Origin of the sequence: Petrimonas sp. (genome assembly GCF_963921705.1) — a bacterium.
In the GTDB taxonomy this organism is placed as follows: domain Bacteria; phylum Bacteroidota; class Bacteroidia; order Bacteroidales; family Dysgonomonadaceae; genus Petrimonas; species Petrimonas sulfuriphila.
In genome coordinates, this window is record NZ_OY997410.1 from 1,394,039 (window position 1) to 1,421,024 (window position 26,986).

21 protein-coding genes are annotated in these 26,986 nt (G+C 38.6%); all 21 read right to left on the reverse strand.

Annotated features, from left to right (window positions below):
* Window positions 1–33: 33 nt before the first annotated feature.
* The gene (locus AACM02_RS05815; RefSeq protein ID WP_214025316.1) at window positions 34–315 is read right to left on the reverse strand and encodes an RNA-binding protein; all 282 of its coding nucleotides are present in this window, start codon (window positions 313–315) and stop codon (window positions 34–36) included.
* 55 nt (window positions 316–370) lie between these two features.
* A complete protein-coding gene (locus AACM02_RS05820) occupies window positions 371–796 on the reverse strand; it encodes a cold-shock protein (RefSeq protein WP_214025315.1) in 426 nt (141 codons plus the stop codon).
* Between the two features lie 85 nt (window positions 797–881).
* Window positions 882–2,012 carry a nitronate monooxygenase family protein gene (locus AACM02_RS05825; protein WP_339116347.1) on the reverse strand — a complete coding sequence of 377 codons (1,131 nt, stop codon included), beginning with the start codon at window positions 2,010–2,012 and terminating at the stop codon, window positions 882–884.
* Between the two features lie 425 nt (window positions 2,013–2,437).
* Window positions 2,438–2,857: a hypothetical protein gene (locus AACM02_RS05830; RefSeq protein ID WP_339116348.1), complete on the reverse strand. Its 420-nt coding sequence runs from the start codon at window positions 2,855–2,857 to the stop codon at window positions 2,438–2,440.
* Between the two features lie 6 nt (window positions 2,858–2,863).
* A complete protein-coding gene (locus tag AACM02_RS05835) occupies window positions 2,864–3,550 on the reverse strand; it encodes a PP2C family serine/threonine-protein phosphatase (RefSeq protein WP_339116349.1) in 687 nt (228 codons plus the stop codon).
* A 3-nt stretch (window positions 3,551–3,553) separates the two neighbouring features.
* Complete coding sequence (locus AACM02_RS05840) at window positions 3,554–8,884, reverse strand: methylation-associated defense system ATP-binding protein MAD8 (protein WP_339116350.1); 5,331 nt, start codon at window positions 8,882–8,884, stop codon at window positions 3,554–3,556.
* Window positions 8,885–8,890: 6 nt separating this feature from the next.
* Window positions 8,891–10,432, reverse strand: coding sequence for a methylation-associated defense system protein MAD7 (locus tag AACM02_RS05845; protein WP_339116351.1), 1,542 nt, complete (start codon window positions 10,430–10,432; stop codon window positions 8,891–8,893).
* Window positions 10,429–14,511: a methylation-associated defense system protein kinase MAD6 gene (locus tag AACM02_RS05850; RefSeq protein ID WP_339116352.1), complete on the reverse strand. Its 4,083-nt coding sequence runs from the start codon at window positions 14,509–14,511 to the stop codon at window positions 10,429–10,431. Before AACM02_RS05850 ends, AACM02_RS05845 begins: the two co-directional genes overlap by 4 nt.
* Window positions 14,496–15,914, reverse strand: a complete 1,419-nt coding sequence (locus AACM02_RS05855) for a methylation-associated defense system restriction endonuclease subunit S MAD5 (RefSeq protein WP_339116353.1) — start codon at window positions 15,912–15,914, stop codon at window positions 14,496–14,498. Before AACM02_RS05855 ends, AACM02_RS05850 begins: the two co-directional genes overlap by 16 nt.
* The gene (locus tag AACM02_RS05860; RefSeq protein ID WP_339116354.1) at window positions 15,911–17,983 is read right to left on the reverse strand and encodes a methylation-associated defense system DNA methyltransferase MAD2; all 2,073 of its coding nucleotides are present in this window, start codon (window positions 17,981–17,983) and stop codon (window positions 15,911–15,913) included. Before AACM02_RS05860 ends, AACM02_RS05855 begins: the two co-directional genes overlap by 4 nt.
* A gap of 7 nt (window positions 17,984–17,990) precedes the next feature.
* Window positions 17,991–18,839 (reverse strand): nucleotidyl transferase AbiEii/AbiGii toxin family protein, encoded by an 849-nt coding sequence (locus tag AACM02_RS05865; RefSeq protein WP_339116355.1) that lies wholly within the window; start codon window positions 18,837–18,839, stop codon window positions 17,991–17,993.
* Window positions 18,817–19,815: a type IV toxin-antitoxin system AbiEi family antitoxin gene (locus tag AACM02_RS05870; RefSeq protein ID WP_339116356.1), complete on the reverse strand. Its 999-nt coding sequence runs from the start codon at window positions 19,813–19,815 to the stop codon at window positions 18,817–18,819. The genes AACM02_RS05865 and AACM02_RS05870 overlap by 23 nt, the downstream gene beginning before the upstream one ends.
* Before the next feature lie 314 nt (window positions 19,816–20,129).
* The gene (locus tag AACM02_RS05875) at window positions 20,130–21,104 is read right to left on the reverse strand and encodes a DUF5712 family protein (RefSeq protein ID WP_339116357.1); all 975 of its coding nucleotides are present in this window, start codon (window positions 21,102–21,104) and stop codon (window positions 20,130–20,132) included.
* Window positions 21,105–21,108: 4 nt separating this feature from the next.
* A complete protein-coding gene (locus AACM02_RS05880; protein ID WP_339116358.1) occupies window positions 21,109–21,693 on the reverse strand; it encodes a BfmA/BtgA family mobilization protein in 585 nt (194 codons plus the stop codon).
* A 209-nt stretch (window positions 21,694–21,902) separates the two neighbouring features.
* Window positions 21,903–22,628 (reverse strand): hypothetical protein, encoded by a 726-nt coding sequence (locus AACM02_RS05885; protein ID WP_339116359.1) that lies wholly within the window; start codon window positions 22,626–22,628, stop codon window positions 21,903–21,905.
* Window positions 22,582–22,974, reverse strand: a complete 393-nt coding sequence (locus AACM02_RS05890; protein WP_339116360.1) for a hypothetical protein — start codon at window positions 22,972–22,974, stop codon at window positions 22,582–22,584. The genes AACM02_RS05885 and AACM02_RS05890 overlap by 47 nt, the downstream gene beginning before the upstream one ends.
* Window positions 22,971–23,321 carry a helix-turn-helix domain-containing protein gene (locus AACM02_RS05895; RefSeq protein WP_339116361.1) on the reverse strand — a complete coding sequence of 117 codons (351 nt, stop codon included), beginning with the start codon at window positions 23,319–23,321 and terminating at the stop codon, window positions 22,971–22,973. The genes AACM02_RS05890 and AACM02_RS05895 overlap by 4 nt, the downstream gene beginning before the upstream one ends.
* Window positions 23,322–23,440: 119 nt before the next feature.
* Complete coding sequence (locus tag AACM02_RS05900) at window positions 23,441–24,199, reverse strand: NYN domain-containing protein (RefSeq protein WP_339116362.1); 759 nt, start codon at window positions 24,197–24,199, stop codon at window positions 23,441–23,443.
* Window positions 24,200–24,308: 109 nt separating this feature from the next.
* Entirely contained in the window at window positions 24,309–25,067 is a 759-nt protein-coding gene (locus tag AACM02_RS05905; protein ID WP_339116363.1) for a hypothetical protein, read from the reverse strand.
* Entirely contained in the window at window positions 25,064–26,323 is a 1,260-nt protein-coding gene (locus tag AACM02_RS05910) for a site-specific integrase (protein ID WP_339116364.1), read from the reverse strand. Before AACM02_RS05910 ends, AACM02_RS05905 begins: the two co-directional genes overlap by 4 nt.
* Window positions 26,320–26,889, reverse strand: a complete 570-nt coding sequence (locus AACM02_RS05915) for a helix-turn-helix domain-containing protein (protein WP_339116365.1) — start codon at window positions 26,887–26,889, stop codon at window positions 26,320–26,322. The genes AACM02_RS05910 and AACM02_RS05915 overlap by 4 nt, the downstream gene beginning before the upstream one ends.
* Window positions 26,890–26,986: the final 97 nt, after the last annotated feature.

Consider the following 26,986-nt stretch of genomic DNA (forward strand, 5'->3'; position numbering starts at 1 on the left):
TTGCAGCCGGGAAGTAATTCAATGGGTTGACAATTAATACCGTCTTCTGTTGTAACCGCCGTCGTTTCTTTCCGTTTTCGGGCGGGCCATGTTTACGGTGATTGTTTTTCCTTCAAAGTCGCTGTTGTTCAGTTCATCGATGGCTTTTTGAGCGTTAGCGTCATTTGGCATTTCTACAAACCCGAAACCCCTGGACCGACCGCTGTCTCTGTCTTTTATTATGTTGGCAGAAGAGATTTCACCGTATTCTGCGAATAATTCCTGTAAGCTCTCCGTTGTTGTGTCGTAGCTTAAATTTGATACATAAATGTTCATTTTCTTGTTTTTTTAAATTGTTGTTTAATTTTAATAATGTTTCTTTATTATTTTTCTATTCAAGGATAGTAATATTTACTGCGTTCATTCCCATTTTCCCCCGTTCCAGATCGAAAGTAACGGTATTTCCTTCCTCGATTGAGGCAAAAGCATTGTTGATATGGAAAAAATATTTTTCGCCAGAATTGGTTTTTTTTATAAATCCAAAGCCTCTGTCGGAGTTAAAAAAGTCCACTTTACCGGTCAGCGGTGTGATTTCCTCTTCTTCTTTTTTTGGCGTTGAAATGACGATACTCTCTATCGCGACTTTTTCTTGTTTTTTGGGTTCAGGTGGAGTGTCGGTAATGTTTCCGAACTCGTCCACATAGGCAATCATGTCTTCAAATGATTTACTTGCGTTGCTTTTCTTCCGATGTTCTCTGCGCTGCTGTTTTTCCTGTTTTTTTTCTTTTCTTTTCTTTTCGAATTCTTTTTTAATCATCTTATTTAATTTGCGATTATCCGAAACCGGTTTGTAATAAGGGTACACCGTTCGTTAATCGATGTTTTTTTGTTCTTTGAGTCATTTAATGCGCTATCTCCTTACCCGATAGAAATTCAGCAGCAATAAATTCTTTTTTTAGTTTTGAAATCACTTCTCTTACACTGGATATTTTTTCTGTCAGATAGGCGTTTGCTCCGGCAAATGCGTATCCACGGTTCATCCTGCCTTTTGAAGCATTATACAACGCTTTGATTATGCAATATGGGCTTTTTGAATAATCGCAGGTCTTGATACAGTGGTAAGGACACGATTTGGGTATTTCGTTGCCAGCACTGACGCTATCTAAAAAATCTCCCTGAAAAGCGCGCCCCGGCATACCCACCGGACTTTGAATAATCATCAGGTCCGATTGTAAGGAGTTGACATAAATTTGCTTAAATGCATCTGAAGCGTCACACTCATCGGTTGGCACAAAGAGACTTCCTATCTGTACGCCTGATGCGCCAAGCTGGATAAAACGAAGAATATCTTCCCCGGTAGAAATTCCGCCGGCAGCAATTACGGGAATTGTTTTCTTGTCTTTGTAACTTGTGGCAATTGCCAGCACTTCTGGAACTAGCTTTTCCAAGGAGTAATTCGCATCCTCCAGATTTTCTCTCTTAAAACCGAGGTGGCCTCCTGCTTTGGGGCCTTCTACCACAATGGCATCTGGGAGATAATCGTAATTGGTGTGCCACTTTTCGCAAATCACTTTTGCGGCACGTGCTGATGATACGATGGGAACGAGCTTTGTATCGCTTGATGTTGATAAGTAGGATGGTAAATCCAAGGGCAATCCTGCACCCGCAAAAATTATATCGGCCTTTTCAGCAATTGTGGTGCGCACCATATCGGCGAAATTTGACAAAGCAACCATGATATTTACACCGATTGTTCCTTTGGACTTCTCGCGAGATTTGCGCAATTCTTCTTTCAGTCCCCAAATACAGTCTTTCAGATAATCGCCCGGTTTTCGCCGGTATAGCAATCCTAAGCCTGCACTTGAAATCACTCCAATTCCTCCTTCGTTGGCTACCGCCGAAGCTAAGCCTGAAAGTGATATACCAACACCCATACCGCCCTGAATTATGGGTAGCATAATTTCTTTTTCTCCAATAAAAAATGATTTGAACATCTCTGTAAATGGGTGTAACGATGTTGATGTATTGCACATGAACACCTGGTTGATCCAAACAAGAAAGCTGATTTTGAGGTCGATTTAGACGATGAAAAGACTTACCCGATGAGGATAATGCAAAGCATTGCTGTGAAGGATATCAATATAAACTTGATTGTCTAGACTGCAAAGATACAACATTTTTATTGATTTTCAGTTATTTCAGAAAATGTAGTTCTGAAAAATAAAAACCGCAGCAAATCATCTGTTTGCTGCGGTTTAATAGTATTTAATAATAAACTCTATAGATTACTTCACTTCTTCAAAAGAAACCATATATGATTATCAGTTAGTTACATTCTTATGGTGCAAATGTGATACTGGTGTTGTGCATGCAAAACATCGGTTACATCATCATTTGTGATCCCTTTTAGGGAGTTTGTTCGTTTTCTGACCACCTTTTCTGACCACCTTTGTTTTGATTATCGACCCGCTTCAATAGTTGCATCAGGATATTCACGACAATCACGCAACACCGATTTACAGAAATCTACAAAGATATCATAATCTCCCCAGCCATTAGGTGGATTGAACGTTTTATATTTATCGGGATTAGCTATTAGTTCTTTTATCCCTTTTTCGAGTGGCGTAATCATCTGAGAAGCTGTACTAATCCCAACCTGCTCCGGTCTCCATAAAACCTCATACAACCCGACTGCTTTAGCCATATTGTTGAGATTGTGGGTAACACTGAGATTGGACAGCATTGCCTCCTTATAATCATCTTCTAGTTGCTCCAGTTCTTCCTTTATAGCTTGCAACTTAGTATAGGCTACATCTATATTTGCTCTGCTTTCCTGAATATCAAAGCCGTTTTTGAATAGGTATATGTCTAAGCTCATAGATTTTTAATTGATTATAATTATCGAATAGTTATCATTCATCCTGCTTTCTACAGAAGCCAAATATGACAGCAAATCCTCCGAAGTCATCTCTACAATGGCATTGAGATTGATTTGTTTATACAATCCATCAGAACAAAGAATTAGTTTATCTTTTGGAGAGTATTGCAGCATTTCTATTTGAGGAGGATTCTCCATAGCTTCGCCTGTTAAAGAGCGAGTGACAATCGAATTATATTTCCGAATTTCACTTGTTGTCAGTTTTCTACTTAAACGGAGTTCATTTATTAAGGAATGGTCAACGCTTTGAAATAGCAACTTATTGTGTTCATTGTATTGGTAGACTCGTGAATCCCCCATCCAAAAAGCAAAGGCTTTATCTTTCAGAATCAGAACAGCAGCAAAGGTTGAACCTATTTTTGAAGATAGCTTTGTTCCTTCTTCTCGCAACTTTTGGTTAGTTCTCTCACACGCAACAATTATGGATTCTTCTACTATGGCAGAAAAATCTATTTGACTAATTTGGTCAAATAATGTATCAACAACAATCTTCGCTGCCTTTTCTCCATGATTATATCCTCCCATTCCATCTGCAATGATATGAAAAGATATATCAGGACTTAACTGCTCAGATAACAAGCAGTCTTCATTTTTAGAACGTAGCCCTTTATTAGTATAGGAAATGGTATTCATCGTTTAAATAGCTTTTATCGTATCTCCGCCATGTTTGGTTACACGAGGACGTGTTGAAATTTTAATAGGTCGGTTCATTACTTGTTTGTCTGTCGATTTTGTTGCCCATAAGTAAGCTTCTCCGGGTGACAAAGCAGCCATTTCAGGTGCAGATAGCGAAGACAATTGTGTAATAGATTTCTGAACGTGTTTTACCCACTGAGGACTATTAAACTTGTGAAGTAGAACAATACTACTTAGCTCAATAATAGCGTTCGGCAGGCTCATTGGGTCTTGACTGGCAATCATCAAGGAGACTCCTTTATGTCTCATTTCACGAATAGCCGTCACAATACTATCTGTCAAATCGCTATTGTTCATATATTTATGAGCTTCATCGAAAACAATAAATTTATTAAAGGATTCTCCATCGACTTCTTTCACACCAGAGAAGATATTAAGCATCACAACGAACAACCCTAATGCTTCTTCTTTTGCGATAAGCTCATCTCGTAAATCTACAATAATCAGCCGTCCCGGCTTTAGGTATCCTTTTAATAATTCATCATCGTTAATGTACTCAGCAGCAAAATTTAAGCGTTGTTCTGCCAACGATTTCTGAGAATTTGTTAATAGGTTAGAGTTGGCAATACCCCTCCTCATCGTTTGAAGAGAAATATTATTCCGAACACTACGCATAATTGCTTTTAATTGGCGAATATATGTAGAGTCATTTCCAACCGCCCCCAATAAAAACATCCAGTCTTGAACATTTAGCTCTGTTGAATTGAAGGATATAGGCTGCACTTCTATGGAAGGATATTCTTGTTTGCGCTCTTCCAATTTGTCTTTAGGAACTAACAATACAATATCTTCGATATTATCCGGCTCTACCCCATATACTTCTTTCAACTTCTTGAGTTGTGCCTTGTCATCATTTGGGTAAATCATGGAAGTAAATTCCGGAGCGTAATCCATACTTTCACTATAATGGAAAATAACCCCTGCAAGTGGAGCTGGCAATTTATTGATATTGGGAAATTGCTTCAACACCATCTCCGATATAGTTCCTATCGTATAACTTTTACCACCACCTTGAACACCAAATAGACTGATTGTGTTTGTTTCACTCAAATCAATTGCAATAGAGCGGTCACCAGTGATTGTTTTTCCTAAAATGCCGTATTGAAGGCTATTCGTAGTCTTGCCAATTGTGATTTCATAAGACGGTTCTATATATTGCACTTCTGGTTGATCCCCTTGAGATATTTCTTTCTTATTTTTTGTACGAGCCGGTACAACTACTGGTTCTTCGACCGAAGAGATATGAGTTAAGTCACTGCCCTCCTCTGAAGTAGAATACATTTTTATCTGTGTCTCTTGTGGGGCAATCTTTTTCTCCTCTTTCGGCTTTGCGTCTACATTGTTCAATAGCAATTTTCCTGAGGTTCTCTCAGATTTTTCGAAGAAATCAATAAAGTCGACATCCTGAACAGTTTTACCTTTTGTATAAGTGTTTAATTCCGATTTATCATCCAGTATCTCATTAATAACTTTGCTTCCCATAAAGTAGAAAGTCGTATCATCCAAATACTCTTTCTTCATTCTGATTGGAGCAGAGAAATCGAAAACTATACCGAGGCTCTTAAAGCGGAGATTGTATCCAGCATTAAGTTCTGAAATGAATTTTATATAGGAGTCATAGGATTCCTGAGAGATACTTCCATATCTTTTAGCTCGTTGCAAGTAGAACAGCAAGATTGACTTCAATTCCATTGTTTTCAACTCACGATCAAGACGATCACCTTGGTTGTCGAAATGTAGTTTTAAAGCTTCAATCGTATTAAGGATTTGGCGATTCATTTTGTCTTGTAAATCTTCTTTCTCCTGTTGTCCGAGACTTTTTCTACATTTTATTTCAATTACAGTAATAACAATCTCTCTTTTTGAGGGGAGAATATCGACTAACAAATTATCTGCTCGCTCTTGACTACTATCTTTTAGAACATCAAACAAATTTTTATGCAAGTCTATCGGAATGAGAAAGGCATCTTCTAGTAGACCTTTCTTTTGTAGCATCCTTTTTGTCAAGGTAATTCCCACGATTTCAAACGCTTTATTTCTTGAACTGTTTACTTGCATTATTAATGAGCTGCCAACAGATCGCAGGTCTTCCAACAAATTAGCAAATCGGTTTTTGTCGGAAATATCAATATTAAATGCGTCAAACAAAGGAGACATAAATCCTTCTATTTCAGAAGTAGGTCTGGTTGTAAGATAGGAAGAGACTCCTGTTGTATCGTTGCTTGGCACGTAATCCAATAAATATGGAACATCCTCTTTGTTAAGACATGGCAAATCGTAAAATTCCGGCCCCATGTGTTTATCAAACGTAATAACCCAATCGGAAATATCATGAACAATTGACAATAATGCCTGATCGTTTTTTCCTAACGATAATTTCATCGCAGGAATAGAGTTCTCTCGATTTGCTGATAGCGATTCTGAAATACAGGTCTGGAATAGAGCAAACAAATCAACAATAATGCTTGCTTCTGAATTTACCGGTATCTTTAAAGGTGCGTCAGATATATATCGACTCCATGTGAATTCGTTTTCTTTTTCAGTTATCTCAATTACCGGATTGGTGATTGTTCCATTAAGATAAAACGATTGCTCTTCTTTCTCCGGTCTTATCAAATCCGTTTCGGAGGAAAAAGGATTTACTAAAAATGTGATATGTGCCTGATAACTTGAACTGTTTTTTAAAAAATCAGTAATATCATTGACGGAAAATCTTAATTTGGGGAATAAGCGATTCTCTGCTGCTTGAGAAAACGACTCTGCATTTTCTGATATTTGGTTTTCAGGATTAATCAAATCTCTTAAAGCATCACCCGGTAAAATCAGCTTATCTTCTGTAAATAAGCGTATTTCATATTGCAAATCGTATCCGGACTGCTCTAATTCGATCATTGCTCGTGCAAAAACAGCCGCATCACCCGGATTAAAGATATTGATTACCAACTTGTCGGTGTATGGGTGTTGTAGGATATAATTTTTCAAGTGACGAAGAACTAACGACAGACTTATATCGCTATCAATGCGTTTTTCTTTAGCAATATTTAGAATCGAAGCCAAATATGACTTTATCTGTCTGTGAATGTTTACAAATGCATCATTTGTGTGATTGGACGGATCTGCATAAATGCCCCAACCATAGGTCAGTTCTCCAATATATTGGTAATAGTTTGTTTTCTGAGAGTCAACCAAAACCAAAGGAGCAACTTCGGGTACAAGATCACCATAAAAAAGATTCTCCAAGTTTTTCCACCAAGTTTTTTGATAACCGATTACTTCATAAGATTGTTTTTCCCAGTTTTGAAACAAATCGAATAGATTGACTAACCATGCTAAACGGAGTGGGTGCAACGGAGTTATCAATTTTAAAGAACTGTAACTAGTGTCAGGCATTTCTACGGAAAGAGACACAACATCTAATTGCTGTAAGAAGTTTTTTATTTGCGAATCGCTACTGTTTTTTATCATCTCAGCAAACCATTTCTCATATTCGCACAGATAATCCTTTATTAACTGAATGTGATTGAAAACATCAAACGTTTCTATAACACCCGTTGATTCAGGAGCACTCTCCTGAATCGCTTTAAACAATTCAATCCTTTTTTCTTTCAGAGGCTGACTGAAAACTAACTTATCATCCGCAGAAGTGAATTGGCAGGATTGTAATTGGTGGTCGGTCGGATTTGCACTTAATTGCACTGATAAATATCCGGCAGAGTCATTGTGTTGCAAAAGACTTCGTTCTATATCAACCAGTTTTTTTGATAAAATAATTTGATAGTTATGCGAAGTATTATATTGTATATGAAATATACTGGAAAGTAGATTTCCTTCAATCCATTCTGCTCTTCGCGGCTCCGGATTATCTAAATCTTTATTATTCCTTATCTTTTCAATGCGATAATGAAAATAGGCTTCCAATCTATTATCTATTTTCGCTTTTCGTGTTTCCACTAATTCGGGTTCTTCGTCTGTCAATTTTAGATAGAACGACTCTGTATCACTTGTTAACAATACTCGGTGCTCCATTTGAAATTGGCTCTTGGTTAATCCGACGTCATTTTTGTAAGCTATTTCCCATTGTTCCTGCACAGACTCTTGTCGAAATGGGTCATCTTGATTCAGGATTGTTCCATGTTCATCTTCTGCAATCACATGGAAGAAATAGGATCCATCTTCATATTGCCCATCAGCTATTTCAAAAGAAACATCACGATAGGCTTTTATACCATCTGTTACTTTTATTTTTTTTACCTCTCCAATAGAATACATCCCATCCACATTCATGAGGATAATTCTGAAATTCTTTAAATCTTTCGATTCTCGGGGAATAGGATCGGTAAATATTCTCAATTTCAGTTTTGCCTTTTTTCCGCTTTGTATAGATAAAGAGAATCCTCCATCCTCTTTATTTTCCACCATGTCCTTGTTTGGGAGAATTTCTGCACTGACAGTTAATCGATTGCTACTTGGATCAAGAGGAATTTGCCAGTCGGCAAAATTTAGTTCCGGATATTTCTCCAGCATGTTATAACTTAGTTCATGCTTTGTTTTGCAATCGGACTCAATTTGGAGAAAACTTGCAATACTTTTCTGAAGCGTATCCGGAGGTATCGGCAACTTGATAATACGTTCAGAAACTGATACGGAAAAATCAAATAGAGACTCGCTACAGATTACATTAAAAGCTAGTCTTTTTCGAATTACCTCTATGTTTTCGATCAAATTTCTATCAGGAATCAGACCGAATAGATAAATACCATTACCTATCGATTCTTTTGTATATCCATTTAGTTCCTGATATAGAAGATACTGTATGGCAGTAGCTAAATTTATTTTATCTTTTAGATAGGCAAATAGTTCTTTTATTATTGGCTTAAACTGCTCCGGAATTTCAGAAAATATATTGTCAAGAACACGACCATCAATCGGTAGTATTGACAACTCCTTAAAGGTTGCATCTCCATAAGAATCCTCCGCACTTGTACGACTATTTACAGGAATGAGTACTAATAGCGTTATATTCAGATCATTTCTTAACTCGATTAGCTTAGTAGGAGTAATATATCTATCTCCGGATTGATTTTCAGAAAGTATATATAACGCCAATGACGGATTAAGTTCCTTTATCAGAGAGTATAATTGCTCCAACTTGTCGAGAGACAAACCGGTCACTTTCATACAATATCCGGGAGTCTCTTGCATTAGCTCATATTTATACTCCTGCACAAATAGAGCTAAAAACTTATTATAGTATAATTCAGAAAGATTCATAGCATATCAAATTTTGTAACGTGGACGAATTTTTTGTAATATGTTGGCATCGCTAAGATCGGTGTAGAAGCCTATCTGTCGTAATTTATTTTTAAAAGCTTCTACATTTTCCTTAAAAGCCAAATGCGTTTGCACATCTGTATTTACAAAACGAGCTTCATCCAATCCGTTTATAATTATTCCATAACGTTCTCTCAACTTATCAATTAGTTCATCGATAGATAATGGCTTGGATACAAATTTATTATCCTCAATTTCTAATACTAATAATTGGATAAGAGTCTCTATCAGTTTTGAACCTAATACGGCTCTTCGTGGGTGTTTCTTGCTCCTACCATCTGCTATAAATGCAGTTTCGGTATTCTTCATCGAAATTTTGTCTAAAAAAGAAGTCGTATGTTTAAATTGGTATGCTCCACGTACCTTTGTTAGACATAAAACATATTTATCAAAAAAAGAATTCTCATACTGTACAAAATCATTCAGTTGTTCTTTGTCTTCCTGCTCTGAGAAACGTCCTACTAAATCACTGAACTTAGCCATAAAAAAAGCTTCAAATGTAGCATCACGGCTTGCCAAGACAGATAATATTTCATCAAGGTCATCTGGCTTATTAATTAAAAATTGAGGCAAGGTCATCACCGCATTTATTTGCATGGTAGATTTGAAGTAGTCAAACTGGCTATTTAATGTTGCCTGCATATCGGCACAAGCGACCGAAGAGATGCGACTATCTAGATTATCGGTCACATCTACTACAATACTCCAATCATCTTCAAGCTCTTTCTTACCAGCCTTAATCATTCGAGGCAGAAAAACTATAAGTTTCTGAAAATAAAGAGACAAGTGAAATCCTATTAAGGTTTGTAAGTATTCAATAAAAATATTTCGGGGAACAATATCCTTATAGACTAACAACCGCTTAATATCATCACAAAACAAATCTGCTTGTCTTTCTAATAAGGGTTTTATTCTATTTATATTGTCAGCAGGCAATACCTCAATCGAAATATTCCGCATTAAATGCAGAATACCAACAGTGTCCACATCTAATTGAATATTACCGGCAATAGTATTACTACTACTATCCCAGCCTGCTAACAAATAATCTTTAAGACCTTGTAAAACGTTAGGTTGTTTGGAAAGCATTAAAAAAACCTGATCTGATGAATTATAGTCACGTGCATATTTTACATTCCTGATACGATAACTTTCTAAATGCATAGGACGCAAAGAGCTTATATTTTCTTTTTGCAAATTACCACGATTCACCATGTTGACTAAGTTGCTGCGTAACCAATCTTCTCCAGCCTCTTCATTGTCTTTGAATCCCTCAATATAGCCTTGTTTTTCAAGTGATTCTAAATATTTCTTTAGACTATCTATTGTATGTGTATGCCTAAGTTTTAACTTAATACGCGAACCATTGTTTCGCATAAGCATAAACAAGTTGATTAAAGTGGTATCCAGTGTAATGTTTTTCGCATCACCGGCGAAGATTAATTCATTACGAAAAATCGGATCGTATTTTGTCAGCTTTGGAATCATAAGTTATCCTTATTTAATGGTTCAATATGAATCTTCTTAGTCTCTGCTTTCAGCTTTATTGAGTAGAATTTTCGATTATTTCTGGTAACCAATAGCTCGGTATGTACTTTGCTCTGCAATAAGTTCTTAAACACTTGCAATTCAATAAATCGCCCTCTCAAGTCGTTGATTGACGGATTAAAGCCTCGTTCAATATAATCAAGCATTTCATAAAGATCGAGTGAAACCGTCAACTGAATATATTTATTTTCTTTATGGCGGAAAATCAAGCTATCATTCTCATGTTCAATAAACTGCACCAATTTTTCGTTTTTATTGGCAAGAAGTTCAAAATCGGAAAGAGCGAAACGTCGGTAACTACTACTAAAAGGGTCTTTGATTTGCGTAGAAGATAAAAGCAAGTAATTTGCAGAAATATCCCTATTCCAACCGCCTTCGCTACACGATATGGCATAGGCCAAACTATGTTTGGTTTCTTCCATATCCATTTCACTTCCATTTAATTTGCCATAAAACTTTCCAAGCGACTGATAAGGCAACCGCTTCATAAAGTCATACTGTCCTTCGAAGTAGTGGTGGCGAATAAAACTTTTATGACGGGCTTTCGATAGGCTCAAGTTACTTTTGTCTTGTTCTGAAACAATTTTCCGAATATTTCTCTCGTTAAAAGTCGGCAAAAGAGAAACTTTTCGACTTTCAAAAATTAAGTAGTCGCCTTCTTCCAAATGTTTGAAATAAAGATCTCTATCAATAGACGGAATAGCTACCTGTGCTATATCCGTTTCTCGAATAAGTTTGATTAAGCGGTCTTGTGAAGGCAATGCTTCTTCCATTTCTCTCGAAGAAATATTGAAATAATAAAACTCCCAATACACTTCTTCCGGAATTTCCTTATCATCAATTGTTTGCAGTAGTCGTACAACATTATCACACGATTGATCACGTGTCAGCATATACGCAATGAAAGAACGCAGATCGCGTATGGTAATGTGCAACTCCCGTTTATATACAATTGTCCGAATTAACCATTCCAAGCGGCTAATAACCTCATCTCCGGCAGCACTATCGTTCAATGTGTCAACATTGTACTTTATAAAACATCTTTCAGCTATTGGACAGGCGTAGCATTTTCCCCATAGTGATTTATCTGTCAATTTCTTTACTTGCGACCGCAATAGAGAATCGTTGTTGTTCGCATCTTTAGCGGTTACCGAACGAAGGTTTAGATTGATAATCATTAAACCGTCGGGAAGTTCAGTATATCCTTCTTTATAGAAGTATTCGTCAATAATATTTGCTAAGTTTGTATGATTGTTCGACGGTTCTTGTAAGAAGTCAACCAAACGTCCTTCGTTGATTGCTATAATTCGTCCTTCTTTCGCTTCTGAATAATTTTTCAATCCTTCAAATGGTTTAAAAAATTCGGTAAGCACCTCATCATTTGCTCTTTCTTCTTCATCTTGCGAGCCATCATAATTGCTTTGGAATGGAACTCCGTTAATGGAGAATATTGCTCCATTCCGATTTGAAAGTTTTTGCACATTTTCGGCAATTCCTTCCACCTGACGAATAAAAGCTGTTTTGCCATCTCCTGCATTTCCGGTTATAATAACAAGACGATATTCCCCATCTTTTATAGCAGAGAGAAGTTTTTTGTCAAGCTTTGTTTGTGTATAGGTTGCCTTGTCAAGGGCAAGCTCTTTCCATCCGGCACGCGTTCCTGCGTTCCCATGCGAACTTTGGCTATACAGGCTATTGATATAATCAACTATCGACAGTTCGGCTCCTGTATTGTCAATGATCGTTACTTGTCCGGAGTTATATAGTGCGTTTTCATCTATTTTCAGCAAAGCTTCCTGCATTTCGAGAGCCGAGGCAAAACGATTTTCACGCTTCGTGCCTATCGCTTTCATTATCCACGTCGAAAATGCGTCCGACACTTGCATATTTAAGCTATTGACGGGTGTCGGAGTTTTATCCAATGGCGGAACTGAAGATCCCGGCCAAGGATAGGCGTGAGTTAATAGTTGATAAAGTGTAACACCCAATGCAAAAGTATCGGCACTTGTATCCCAGTCCATTCTATGTCCGTTTTTCACCAAGTCTGGTGCTTGATATGGATAGGTGCCAACCCTGTCTTTATCCGCACCGGCATTGGCTGCGATATTAAAGTCAATCAACACAAAACGTTCTCGCTTATCCCAAACGATATTGCCGGGTTTAATGTCGCGGTGATAAACAGGCGGCTGTTTCGACTGGAGGTAAACCAATGCCGAAAGCATCTCTTTGGCAAGTTTATAAATATCATTCAACGGCAATCGCAAATCGCCTCTTGTATAATTGCTTAAATTCTCACCTTCAATCAGTTCCATCAATGTATAGAACATATTCTGATTGGTGGTGCCGTTGAATACAAATTTTACAATGTTATGGTGTGACAGTGTTGATAAGGCTTTATACTCATCCTCTACACTTTGTTGATTCAAGTCTTCGCTGAAAATTTTCATGGCGAAGAATTTATTCTGGAGCAAGTGTTTGGCTTTGAATACACGAGAAAAACCACCTTCGCCTAACATATCGAATAAAACTAAATCCGGCGTTACTTGGTCAGTTGGTTTCAATTCTTTCAGGCAAATAGGTTTATCTTGTTTTTCGGAGGTATTTATAACTTCTCCAAAAGCATTCGTCAGAATGAAATCAATCACCTCATCCATCTGACTCCATCGAGCAGTATCGTCTTCGAGCATGGTGTGCAAGCAAAGTTCGTCCATCCATGTAGGAAGTGCTGAATTAATATGCGAAGGCAATAGTTCGTCCGGTAATTTCCCCCCCAACCGAGCTAATTCCATAAAATTAGGGAATGGCACTTTGCCGACAATTAGCTGATAAAAGACAACTCCCAATGAATAAACATCAGTCATCGTGGAGGCATCATCCTGAAACAATTCGGCGGGTTGATATGGATTTGCCATATCCGGCGAAAGAGCTCCCATGGTATAATTCAAGTCGATATGTTTTGAAAACCACGAGCGACCAAAACCGGATAGGGCAGCATTGTCGGTCAGCAAATAAATATTGTCGGGACAAACAGCTCGGTGATAAATGTTTTGACTGTGGGCTACTTTCAGAGCATTAGCAATATCCAGCACTATTTTAATAGCATCAAGTTGCGTAAATGTTTTGCGATTGAGTTCGGAACTGAGTTTGTTTTCGTCCAAGTACTCACTTTTCTCATAAAATCGCAAACGGTCTTCACTCCATTGAAACTCTGTTTTCACAATGAATGACGAATACGGCATTTGCATCAACGCCATGTATGCGTTTTTGACTTTGTTGCTATGAAGTTCTTGTTCCGTTGGCGATTTTCCGGCTACATCTAAAATGTGTTCACGTACCTTATAGCGTCTATCGGGAAAATCTTCGGGCACACAGAGGTATTCTGTAAAGTCGTCTCCTTTTTCGAGGACTTCTTCTATTTTCAACCCGACAACTTCAGTACGTTCCTTGCGGGTACGATTCAAACTTTCGCCACTCAGATAATCAACAATGTCGCGCGCAATGGTTTGTATGACATTGGCTTGTTTGCCAACTTTCTCTGGATTGGAAATAAATTCGATTAATTCATCGCCAAGCGTATAGGTAGCACGGTAGCAATCGCTTTCGCGGTCGAGTCCGAATTTGTTTTGTCGGGGATTGCTCAAGGTAACAATACCTTCAATCCAAGCGGCTTTCCACTGAAAGTTTTTAGTTTTCAGTTTGCTGGCAAGCACGCTGGTTTTAAACCGTAAGGTTTTCAACGGATTGGCACGCTCGGAATCGTTTAAGTACCACACATGGTCGTTGCCTTCCAAATATCCGCCCCAATCTTTGTTTTCGATATTGAAAATGGCATGTGGAGCTACCACAATGCAGTCGTATTCCAGATACTGCACCCCTCCCCGCGGATTGGTATTGGCGAACTCGGCATTGGGGACAATGTAGTAACCATCAGGAAGATTGACTTCCAGAAATTTCAAAAGTCGCTCTTCGCCTGCATTTACCGGGCCGGTATTAAACTTCGGATTTATGATTGTTGCCATGATTCTATTTCTTTTTCTACAAGGGAGATTGCTTGATTTTCTTTTACATTTGCCAAATGATATAATGTGTGTGTTTTTTTTACAATTTGATCTATTTCAATCATTTGCGCCTCTTCTAAGATAGGGACAGGTATTTGTAGGAACAAACGTGGTATAGGTCTGCATAACTTTGTTCCTGCCTGCGTGTTTCTAATGAGCCTAAAACCGTAATCACTATTTAGCCAAGCAAACAAATAACCTGAAAGATATTTCTCATTTGTTTTCATCCTAATGAATTCACCAGAAACCAATTGACCTTGCAGATCTTCATTTGCAAAAATAGCACGACAAAATGTCTCACTTTCACCTAAAGTACCAACACCAGCAATCAACACTTCTCCATATTCAACCAAGCTATCTGTTTTTACTTTTCGCCGAGATATTTTTTTCCCTTTTATAATCGTATCAAAAATATCCTTCTGATTTATAAGCATTATTCCATTTTCTGAATTAACCTCTACGCGAGGGAACGAACCTGTTGAGAATATTTTTCGATCATTCAGTATTTTTTCTAATGGGATAGTTTGACAACAATCTCTTATTTGTTGTTTTGTCTTTTCTATGCGAGAAGAGTGATTGAATGCGTTGATAGTTGTGGTATCTATATTTTTAATGCTCTTAGTAAAGCATGAGGCTGTCCTTCCTTCCGAGCGTGCTCCAAAATAATCATAGTTATTTGCTGTGAGTTGTGGTAGAGCAGCATATGAAAGCAACTTACTTTTCGCTTCCTCCAACAATCGATTAGCCTCCACTCTCAAATTTGCCGACTCAACAATCAAATTATGAATTTCTTGTTGCTTGGATTCGGGGAAAAGAGGAACTGGAATATTTGCAACATGCTCAGAGTTAATATGTTTTACAACCCCTCCAAAACCTGATTGCGTTAATAAAGTATAACCGTATTTACTTGCCAAATAGGCATATAAGAAACCTGACAACAGCTTTTTGTTATCAGGAATGAGGCGAATAAGATCGTGAGTTGCAAATGTGTTCTTAAATAAGTCGTTTGTATAAACTACATTTCCCAAAGTTCCGGAACAAGAAATTAAAATCCAGTCGGAATCTAACATTAAGCGTTTCAGTCTTTTCGCTTGTTTTTTCGATACGAATTTTCCGGAATCAACACTTGATTTTGTCATATCAGAAGCTGCTATATATGGAACTCCATGTTCAGCGTCTTTGACAAATACTCGAGTGAAAATATTTCCTAAAAAAACATCTTCAGATTTCTCACCTACAGTAGTTAATGTATAAGGAGAACCCAATAGTTGTTTCTTTAACTTTATGCTTTCGCTCAAATGATAGCTTGGGTCGATTCTACCGCTATTGAGCAAAGAGTTATTTTGAATTACTGCTGTTCTCATTTTTGCAATCCTTTTAAGAATTCCTTATATGCTGCACTCACTTTTGGCAAGTCATCATCCAAGTCCTTTATCCGTTCGCTACGGCTTTTCACCACCATGTTGCCGTGTTCATCCATACTCAGCCATTCTTTTTTGTGATTGAACAGCAATTCCGCTCCATCTTCATCACGGACATATACCGGAACACCACGGCGGTCTTTCCCAACCGCTTCTACAATTGCCATAAACACATCGTAGTTTTCATCAGCAACTGCGATCAATTTTTCTTCTGCTGTTTTCTTTTGTAAGAAAAGCAAAGAAGCTTGTACACCTACTTGTGGAAGAAATGTTTCTACCGGCAAATCAACTGAAGCCAATAACTTAAAGCGTTCGAGTATCCAAGCACGAACCGACTCAGTATTCGGGTTTCCTAATATGCCGTCGGGCAGTACTATCGCCATTTTACCTCCCGGTTTCAAGAAGTTGTAGCATTGTTCAATAAACAAAACTTCGGGAGCTTCGCTTGATTTTACAGCACCATTAAAAACAAAGTTGCCATAAGCATCTTTCACCGGATTGTGCCCTAATTCGTATCGGCTCGATATACTCCGATCCACTTCCACCTTTGCTCCAAATGGCGGATTGGTAAATATCATGTCGAATTTTCCAAAAGCATTTTCTCTTGGAAACTCAAAGTTAAAATCTTTGTCCTGACTAATGTCTATGCTTTCTGCTACTTTGGGAGCAACCTTGTCTTTATCTACCAATTGCCCTTCTGGGTAATCGAGCGAATTGATATTGAATATATTAGCATGCCCATCGCCCGCCATTACCATATTCATACGAGCTGCCTTTTTCAAGTCGGGGTCGAAGTCGAAGCCGAAAAGCATTCGCTCGGCATACTTTTTCACGGCATTGTTTACTTCATACGAATTGTATTTGTCTTCGAGACGAACACCCGTCAGGTCATACATATTACCTGCTATCTTCTTTCGAACATGATCGAGTACCATGACTAAAAATCCGCCTGAACCGCATGCCGGGTCGAGCACGCGGGTATTCTGGTCGGGATCCATCATTTCTACCATGCAACGTATTACATTGCGAGGGGTAAAGAATTGCCCCGCCTCCTGTTTCAACGTATTTGAGACAATCGTTTCGTACGCCGTCCCTTTTACATCAATGGCTGCATCTAAGAAAGAGTATTTTGCCAATTCGGAAGCTACATAAGCCAATCCGCGTGGGGACAGATTAATTTGCTCATTCCCATCAAAAACTTCCTTGAACAAGTCATCGTTTTTCAATTCGTCGAATAAGCCTTTTATACGAATTGCCACTTTGTTTTGACCATCTTCGGTATTTTGTTCTTTCACTCCCACCCAGAAGCGACGACGGTAGCTGATTCCTTTCTCAGCATCCATAAAGCGACGCTTCTCATCGTATATCTTACAGAAAATAAGGTTTAGCAACTCCCAGAAAGCCGTTTTCTTCATCCCTTCATTTCCATAAATATAATCGTGGCAACGCTTGAATGTCTTTACCAACGAATCGTTTGCCGGTTTACGCGGGTGCGCCCGCTCTCCTGCTAACTCTAAATCTTGCATGGATTGACCTTTGCCGGGGAAATCGGAAATGTCGCCGGTTTGAGCTTGTCCGAAATCATCCTTTTCGCATTGGAGATAATGCAGGTCGTTTCCGTTTGTCCAAACACCAAATTCACAATCAGTCAATTCAAGATAAACTCCCAAGGTCTCGAATACTCCCTTCTTCGGGTCTTTATCCTTCACTTTGGAATCGAATACAACAGCTATGCGAATCATGTTATCCGCATCATGTGCTCTTCCGGGATCAAATATTGCAAGGTCGGCTTTGGCGCGCTTTGTTTTCCCTTCGTCATCTTCATAAGTGAAAGGGAAATCACGTTCCATATCATTCAAATCAAAGTTATACTCTTCGTTGAGCATCATAATCATTGATTGCAGCGTAAGCTCTTTCTCGCTTGCTGTTTTTATCTTTTTTGTCAGAGCACAAATCAATTGATTGTCTTCCAATACGACATCTTCTGTTGTGTTTTCCTTATTCTGTTCCATATCTTTATTATTTACTCCATTCGTTAAATGTTGATTTCAAACAAGCTAATACTTGTTCGTATTGTAAACTCGCATCCGACTCCACCAACTGGTTGATTAATTGGCTTTCTTCGGCTAGTTCAATTTCCTTGGCTAATATCTCACGGAGATATTCTAATGTTTTCTCGTTATCCCGTATCAGCAATTTGACATCTCTTGCCATAAGTTGTGCTCCGGCAACAACTTGGTCAAATTCATCCGTCTCATAGAGATCGTAATGTTCATCAACAGCTCTTTCTGTGTTAATATCCAAATAGTTTGTCAGAAGCAAAGCCATATCGTATGCATCTTTCGAACCTAACAAGTGGCGATCTTTCCATGCGACCAACTTTAATATGAATAATCCGGGAAGAGAAGCTATTTGTATAGAAAATTCTCCATCGATTTTTACCCTGATTGTTGAATTTGCCATTTCGGGAAAACCCCAAACCGACATGGCAATGGTTTCATCCGGTGGCCAGTAAATATTACCATCATCTTCTGCTACATCGCCAAATGGAACAATATCAATCACATAAATTCCTTTGTAGATAAAGCGTTGCTTTTGTTCCTTGCTTTTTGTAAAACCATCAATCTCAGGAAGGCTTTCCTCTATGGATTGAAATTGGCTCCAATCGGTTATTGCTATGGCAATATCAAGATCATCTGTTTTGCGCTCAGGAACTAAATCATGCAGATTGCTCAGTATAATATCACGAGCAGTAGCTCCGATTACATAGAAATCCACATTAATTTTGCTAAAGAAACTGTTTAGCTCTTTCAGCAAGTCTTTCAATAACGGATTTTTTAAGTTCTCACTTGAGATATTGTAGCTCATTGTTCAATATTATTTCTGCGGTTTCTATATTTCGACTATCTCCACTGCCCATAAGATCGGCGTATGTCAAAAGAGGAGAAACTGTATCGCCTACTTCTGTGTCATAAAATAAACGGAGTATTTCTATTTTTCCATTATCATCGGGGATAAGTTTTAAAGACTTACCCACAGATTGCCAAGTAGCATCCGTATAAATGGTAAAATTTGCCGGAGTAAGATTTTTCGTTATGATACCGGCAGCACATTCGCCTCCCCATAGTGTTTTCTCAGAAACAGAAGATAAATTCAGACTGCTCCAGTTTGAGTATTCAGACTTATTCATGAAATTCATTCTTTTAATGAATAACTTGGGACGAAGCACATCATTATAAGCAATAACCCAACGCTTCAGAAGCTCTATTTTGTTTTTTAGCACCTTCTTATTCTTTGTTTTCAAAAGAAATTTCGACTCAACAAGTTCTTGAACAATCGTACTTACAGAACCCAACGAGATTTCGGAAAGCTCCGAAAGCTCTCGAAATGACTTATTGATATTGTCCGGATTAACAAGCAGGCAGTATATCAGCTTTATTCCCGCTTCTTGAAAGGCACGAGGTTGGTTTGTTTTTGGGAGTCGCTCTATTCTCTTCCCTTCAACAATCAGTAATATATTATTATGTTGTATGTTACAGTTCCCTGCGGCATCAATGTAGTTAATACCCTCTTCGACAAAAGATTTTGCAATAATAGAAGGAATGTACTTAGTAATGAGAAGTACAGGAAGATTTTCCTCTCTTGAAGCATCTTTTAGCTGCTGAAGCACAACACCTTTATTTCCTTGCGTGATTTCAGGCTTCACGTCAACGATAAAACGCTCTTCTTTTATCCGAGCAACACTATTGCTTTCTCTTTTACTGTCCGAGTAAGTTATAGTAATTCCCGCATTTTCAAGCAATTTATCCTTTACTTCCTCTAATAGGACATCTTTTGTTTTCATGGAGCTTGTTCATTTTAATTAGCTGTTCATTGTCAATGAACATGCAAATATAATGAACATTATTGAATTGGCAAGAAAAAAGTTCAGTTTTAGAAGCAAATGACATCCAGAACCAACGTACTTACATATTTTTCCTCTTTTACATTTTGTAAACACCTCTTCTATGGAAAGAATAAATAAGGCAACACTTTTGCGAGAAATACTACCCGAAGTGTAGCGAAGGTGTGGAGATTTCGCGTAAAACCGCTTGCGGTTTGGTGTTGCCGTTTTATTCTTGGAATATATCTTTGTTTGCCAAATGAAAAAGGAGTTTATTAACTCGGACTTCTGCCTCTCTTCTTTTTCTTCTTGAGTTTTCGAAGCGGCAGTTCATCTTCTGGATTAGGATTGGCAATGTCCGCAGCGGTGGGGAGTATGGAGAAGAGTGAGGATAGAACATTTTGTCCTCCAATGCTATTGCTTGTTTGATTAATCGATTGTCCGGCTGCTTGGTCGTTTGGCTGGTCAAACGTTTGGCTGTTTGGCTGTATGTCCGTACCAACGTTGGTACGCTCGTGCTTTTTATTATTCTCTATTTCAGACACTAATGATTTTTTAGGCTGCTTCAATTCCTGCTCCTGCATCTGTAATTTGTCTTTTATGCTACCATTTTTCATCGTATTACAGTACACAAATGTTTCTTGCAAATCTCTCTGATAGTGGAACAACTTATCAAAACCCACCTCTGCCTGCTGAAACAAATTAGTTCTGTCGAAACCGCCTTTGATTGCTCCTTTCTTGGTGTTTTTATGGTTGGTTAGTGGCGATAGCTTCTTTTTATTCGACTGGTCTTTCCGACTGACAATCAAATGGCAGTGCATATTCAACTCATTATCTGACCTGTTGCGGTCAAAATGGATTTTACCATAGAATTTTATATCTTCTGCGGACAATCCCTTGTTGAAGTTCTTGGCATATTCAGGAATAAAGACTTCCCGAATATACCGTTTCATGGCTTCAGCCTGCTCTTGCTCACTGTTACCCATTGTTTTGAGTTCTTTTTCCGACGGACTGACGTGTATTGCATAGAATTTGGCATCCGTTTTCAAGAGCTGACCGATATTCGTATCAATATCCTCAATAACATCGGCTTTGTACAGATTTTCTTCTGTCAGATTGAAGAAGCCTTCGGTATAAATGCCTTTCTCTATGCGCTCTAAATCCTCATGTTCGAGATAATTTGCCAACTGTCGGCAACCTCCGGCATTGTTATATGTTCCTTTGGAGGGCGGTGGGAAGTCAATATTCATGCTCTTACTCGTTTATCAACTTGATAATCTCAGCCTTGAGGTTATCTTTTCGTTTGCCATCCATTACTCCACACGTTGCCAGTTCGGAATAGAGGCTAATCAGATTTAACAATTTCTGATTGTCTCGCTTTTGTTTCTCATCAATAGAAGATAATCGTTTGGTCTGACCATTTATAATCTCAGCGTGGTGTCCGAAAGTATCACTGATTTTTTGTAAGACACCGGAATTCCTTTCCCACATTGCCTCAATCTCCGACTTGATCATCTCTTCCAAGACTTTTACTACTCCATCGAAACGGACGGCTATCGAATGTGTTGCCCGAATCATCGGATTCAGTTCCTTTTCTTCAAAGTGGCGGATAAAACGTATCAGGTCATCCTGTCGTTTATTTATCTTTGCCAATTCCGTTTTGAAGGATTCCGGCGGCTCGGACGGATTGATACAAGCCTTATCCATATACTCGAAAGCGAGTTTCACAATCTCTCCTTTTTTCAGATTGTATCGCTTGCAAAGTTTATCTATCTGGCGATTGGTACTGTGGTCAATTCCAATCGTCGTTAATGCTGTTTTATTCTTATTTGGTGCCATATTATAACTTTTTTATAAGAAATCATTTTATTAATCGCCTAATCAATAGATTATTAGCGATTTTATTTATACGAGTCTTTATAAAACTCGTCTTCAATATCTTGCTGATTAACAGCAAGTAACCCCGTAGGGCAAGAGGATAGAACAGGACTTGTCCAGTTCCCTCTTGCTACATTGCTCGCGAACAGAGAGCCCATTGAAATGAAAGCTTAAACTCGACGGCTTTCACCATTCAAAGTGATAAAATTAAACATCACTTTGAGACGGTCGCCAATCATTCCGCCATAGAACTCATCGGACGAAAGTGTAGCAAAAGTGAAGTTCGTGGTGCCATGAGTAACGACTCCGACATCACTTCTCAGACTCAATAATTCGGATATGGGTCGGTTGACGTTCCCATAATCCTGAACCGTTTTGGACTCTCGCCCAAATTCATCAATGATTAACGGTCGCCGGGTAAATACACTTGCCGACTGCTTTACAATTTGCTCCTGTAATTCCACAGACTTGATAAACGTAAACAAAGGCTGATTCAGAAAAAATCTTCTCGAAATATGATTGTGAAGCATTGAGTAGGTCTCCAACAGGATAGTTTTGCCGCAACCATATTTGCCTTGCAGCATAATGCCTTTATCCAAATCGCCGGAGAAATCAGAATCATTGGTAATGTAGCAATAGAGTTGCTCAATCATTGGCTCGTTGTTTTTGTCAATGACAAAATCCTTCGCCTGATTTCGGTTGTGCAAACAAATCGTGCCAAACTCGCAAAACAAACTCTGAAAGTCAGCATAAGCCAACGGAAGATGCAAACGCAACTTCCGCATCTTTTCTTTTTCATGGGCAACAATCTCCTGAGCATCTTTCCGCAATGCCTGAAAGAATTGCTGATTAGTCGAAATCACTTCCCGTATGGACAAATCCTTTCTTTTTTCCATAAGAACTTATATTAGAGTTTTTGTATTTAGTCTTATTATTATAGGGTGAGGGTTTAAGGTCGGACTTAGGTGCTAAAATCTGATACTTAGTTTTAACCCTATGTCCGCCTCCAGAAGCATAATCTAACAGACCGGCTGCCTTTAGTCGGTCGCGTGAAGATTTCAGAACATCCAAAGAGATATTGGCATTGGCTGCCAATCGTTTGTTGGAATACTCTATCCATTCCGACCAATAGGAACGGTTAGCCAAATGAACCAAGAAGAAATACAATCGGGTATCATTTCCGCTGAAGTTCTCCTGTTCGTCCACTCGCCAGAAATTGGCTAATAAATCGAACAGGTTCATTTCCGTATGTTTTTACGCTTATTGTATTCCGTCTCAGCTTCGGACTCTATTTCCTGCAAAGTTTTCTTTTTGCCTTTAGAAATCCATTCCAGTAGTTCTTCCTCAAAGAAATAAAGTTTCTTGCCGTTCTTGTAGCAAGGAATCAGCCGCTTGCGTACAAGGGCATACACGGTAGGTTTCGCTTTGCCTATAATTCGGCAAGCTTCTTCAATATCAATCGGGATTCGTTTCTGAGGGACAATAGGTGTTTGCCCCTTTTCAACTAAAGATTTGATCTCAGCCAGTTCACTGACTAAATGCGCTACTGCCTTAGGCAGATTTTCAAAAGAAATTTCGTTTGCTTCCATAAATAATCGTTTTTATGATTTATGGTGCAAATGAAAAAAGTGTTTCTGCGGTGTCTGGACGACACTGGAGAAACACTTAGGAAACACTTAAAGTGCTGATATTATTTAGTTGATAATATTCATTTTTTATTTTTCACATAAACATGCTTTATCCGCTTGTTTTCTACATCTCGTTCCTCTATTTGGAAATCTTTTTTAAGCGATTTTATCAACGGAGTCAATTTCAAGAATCCATAATTTCGAGGGTCAAAATCAGGTTTCTTTTTCATAATTAATCCACCAACTTCAGCAAGAAAAGCCCAACCATTATCATCAGCCAAATCGTCAATTGTCGTTTTGAGTAATGTGATTATATCTTCTCCAATAACTTCTTTTTCTATTTGAGTTGTTGTATTTTCTCCTCCACTCTCTTTTTGGGATGAAGGAACAGGTTCTGCAATTCCTAAAATTTCTATATAAATAAATTTATCACAGGACACGATAAAAGGATTGGGAGTTTTCTTTTCTCCTATTCCAATGACGAGCATTCCAGACTCTCGTAATCTTGTTGCCAACCTTGTAAAATCACTATCACTAGAAACAATACAAAAACCATCAACTTTGTCACTATGCAAAATATCCATAGCGTCAATAATCATTGCAGAATCAGTTGCGTTTTTCCCTGTAGTATAGCTGTATTGCTGAATTGGAGTAATCGCATTTTCAAGAAGAGCTGGTTTCCATCCAGAAACCGTAGGCTTTGTCCAATCTCCATAAATTCTTTTAATTGTTGGGATTCCAAACTTTGCAATCTCATTCAACATCCCTTTTACGTTTGAGTAAGGTATGTTGTCTGCGTCAATTAAGACAGCTAACTTTAAATCATTATTATCTTTCATGTTTTGCACTATTTATACAGGTCACATAAATGCTATCATAATTCCCCAATACACTACATATTAAAGCATTCTTAAACTCTGTCACAAAGATAGTTATTTCTTCGAGACACTATACTTGTGTTATATGATTCAAATCACAAAAAACTTCCTGTATCTTGATCACCCCCTTCAACTCATCATCCTTCAAGTGCCGCTTGATACTCTTTACTTCCGTATCCTTGAAAATGTTAGGGAATACGATTTTCAGCAAGTTAGCAATGTCCATCTGATTCCTTGGTTTGAAATAGTTCCAGATATTCCATCCGAAATGGCGGAGATCAAGGGCGGATAGTTCTTTGACTTTAACCGGCTTCAATTCTTTTTCTTCTAACTTGTTCATATAGGCACGGACATTTCGGCAAAGAACATCAAGGTCTTCATCTGAAAGATAAAGGGCAAAAGATTTCCGAGTATAGTCCAGAGCGACATTCAGAATTTCTTCCTGTTCTTTGGCGATATTTTGCTGCAGTTCGTTCCGAATATCTTCTAAAGAGACATCCGATTCCGACATATCAATTTCAGTGTTACTTTCTTCTATCTCTGGCTCAACAGCAATAGTAGAAACTTGTCTTTGCTCTATCTTCCTGCGGAAATAAGGAATTTTAGCCAATCCGTTCCCGATCCACGGCAACATTAGGTTTTGCAATACCACGTGAATACTCAGATACACGATCACTTGGATAGCCAATACAACTACGAAAACTATGAACGCCGTAAAGCTATCAAACCCCATCGACACAGCGAATATACGAGTCAGCGTTGCAATGACCACCGCTGCACAGGCAACAATCACATATAATATAATGTATTCCAGAATGTTGTTTTTCATGACTCGGTATCTTTAAGGTTGTTCAACTGAATCGCTTGTGCTGCCTTGCTTTTCTTCTCGTCCACAACTTTTGCGTAAATCTGGGTAGTTTTCACATTGGTATGTCCGAGCATCTTGCTGACTGTGTAAATATCTGTGCCACTGGATAATTGAAGGGTCGCATACGTGTGCCGGAAGCAATGAAATGTGATTCGCTTCGTGATACCGGCGGCTTCTATCCAACGTTTCAATGGTTTGGAAATCCATGCGGGATCAGGTAAATCTTCAAAAACAAGCTGCTCCGGTTCACGAGGTTCACCGCACAAATCAAGTGCTTGTTGCGAAATAGGCATATATTCAACGCCTTTTGTTTTCTGCTGAGTAAAATGTAGTTGGGCGTGGTCGCCATTAATACTAATCTCTTTCCATTTCAATTTCTGAATATCACAATGCCGTAAGCCGGTAAGAGCCGAAAATAATGCTGCTCGTTTAAGAACATCTCGTTCGCAAGGTGTACTGGCAAGGGTGTTGAGTTCTTCAACGGTCAAATATTCACGGCGTGATTCCTGTTCTGGTATGCCTTTGATTTTTGCCGACAAATCCGTTGTCAAGTATCCATCTATAAAAGCCTGCTTCAATGCCGCTTTGAAAATAGAAAAATAGGTTACGGCAGTATTGCGAGAAATTGTTCCGCTCTTATTACCTCCACAAGGGGCAGACAAAAGATATAGCTTAAAATCTTCAGCAAAGCGATTGTCTATTTTGGAAAAAGGCAATGTGTCTCCAGCGAAGAGCTTTATTAATTCGTATGCTCGTTTCCAATTTACACGAATAGAGTCCGAACTTTGTGCATGGCGTTTCTTGGCTGTAGCATTAAAATACTCTACGAAATTTTGCTGTGAACGTTCCTTTTGTTCTACTTGTGCACTTTCCGTATCACTATACAAATCAGCATTATCGTATTCTCGTTGGCGAAGCTTGCGGATTCCATCAGCATACAGCATGGTTTCTTGGTCTTTCTCACTTCGACAAACGATTATTCCATTATCATCACGTTTAGGTTTGTAGGTTTTTGTTCCGTCAGCATCGGTTCGGGCGGTACGTTTCTTATCCCACTCTACGGTGGTAATGCAGCGATTCAAATATTCACGAATGCGTTGTGGAGTTTGCTTGCCGGGAACATTTACCGGATAGCTTTCAATGTAAACATACCATTCCTTCCGATCATCCGCCTTGCGTAATCGAACAGTGACTTTTGTGTTGGAGAGTTGTTTCATTTGCCTCCGAATATTTTATCGATTTGTTCTTTGGGAACATATACAAAGTTACCTACTTGCCGCTTTGGAATGCTGTTCCGGCGAATGGTATTCTCAACCGTTGAGGGCGACACACCATATTTTACAGAGACTTCAGTAACGGTATAACATTCACCTATCTCGTAATGCAGTTTCATCGGCTTTTCTTTTGGCTCTTCCGGAATCTCAACCGCAGTAAACATTTCTTCGAGGTGTTTCCGGCTAACTCTTGTCAGGCGTTCACCCAAATTGAAGGCAGGAACTTTTCCTGCTTTGATTAAGCGGTGAATTGTGTTTTTTGAAATTCCGAAAAGAATTGTAGCCTCCGTAATTGAAATGTAAGGGCGTGTTTGCATTTGAGCTATCTTTTCAGCCGATTGCTCCAAAATAGTTTGCTTCTTCTCTGCTTCCTTTTGCTGTCGCTTTTTCTCTTTGCCGGACTTGTTTGCACAAGCAGAGCCACAGAAACGTGTGACCACTGTTTTTGCCTCAAAGGGCTTTCCACATTGTTCGCAGATCTTCGGTATTTTCAGTTGACTAAATCCCATATTTCTATATCATCCGTTACATTATCGCTAATTAAGTATCGTTAAGACGCAATAAGGTGCGATAAGATCCACATTGTCGCCAATTAACGCCCGTTAC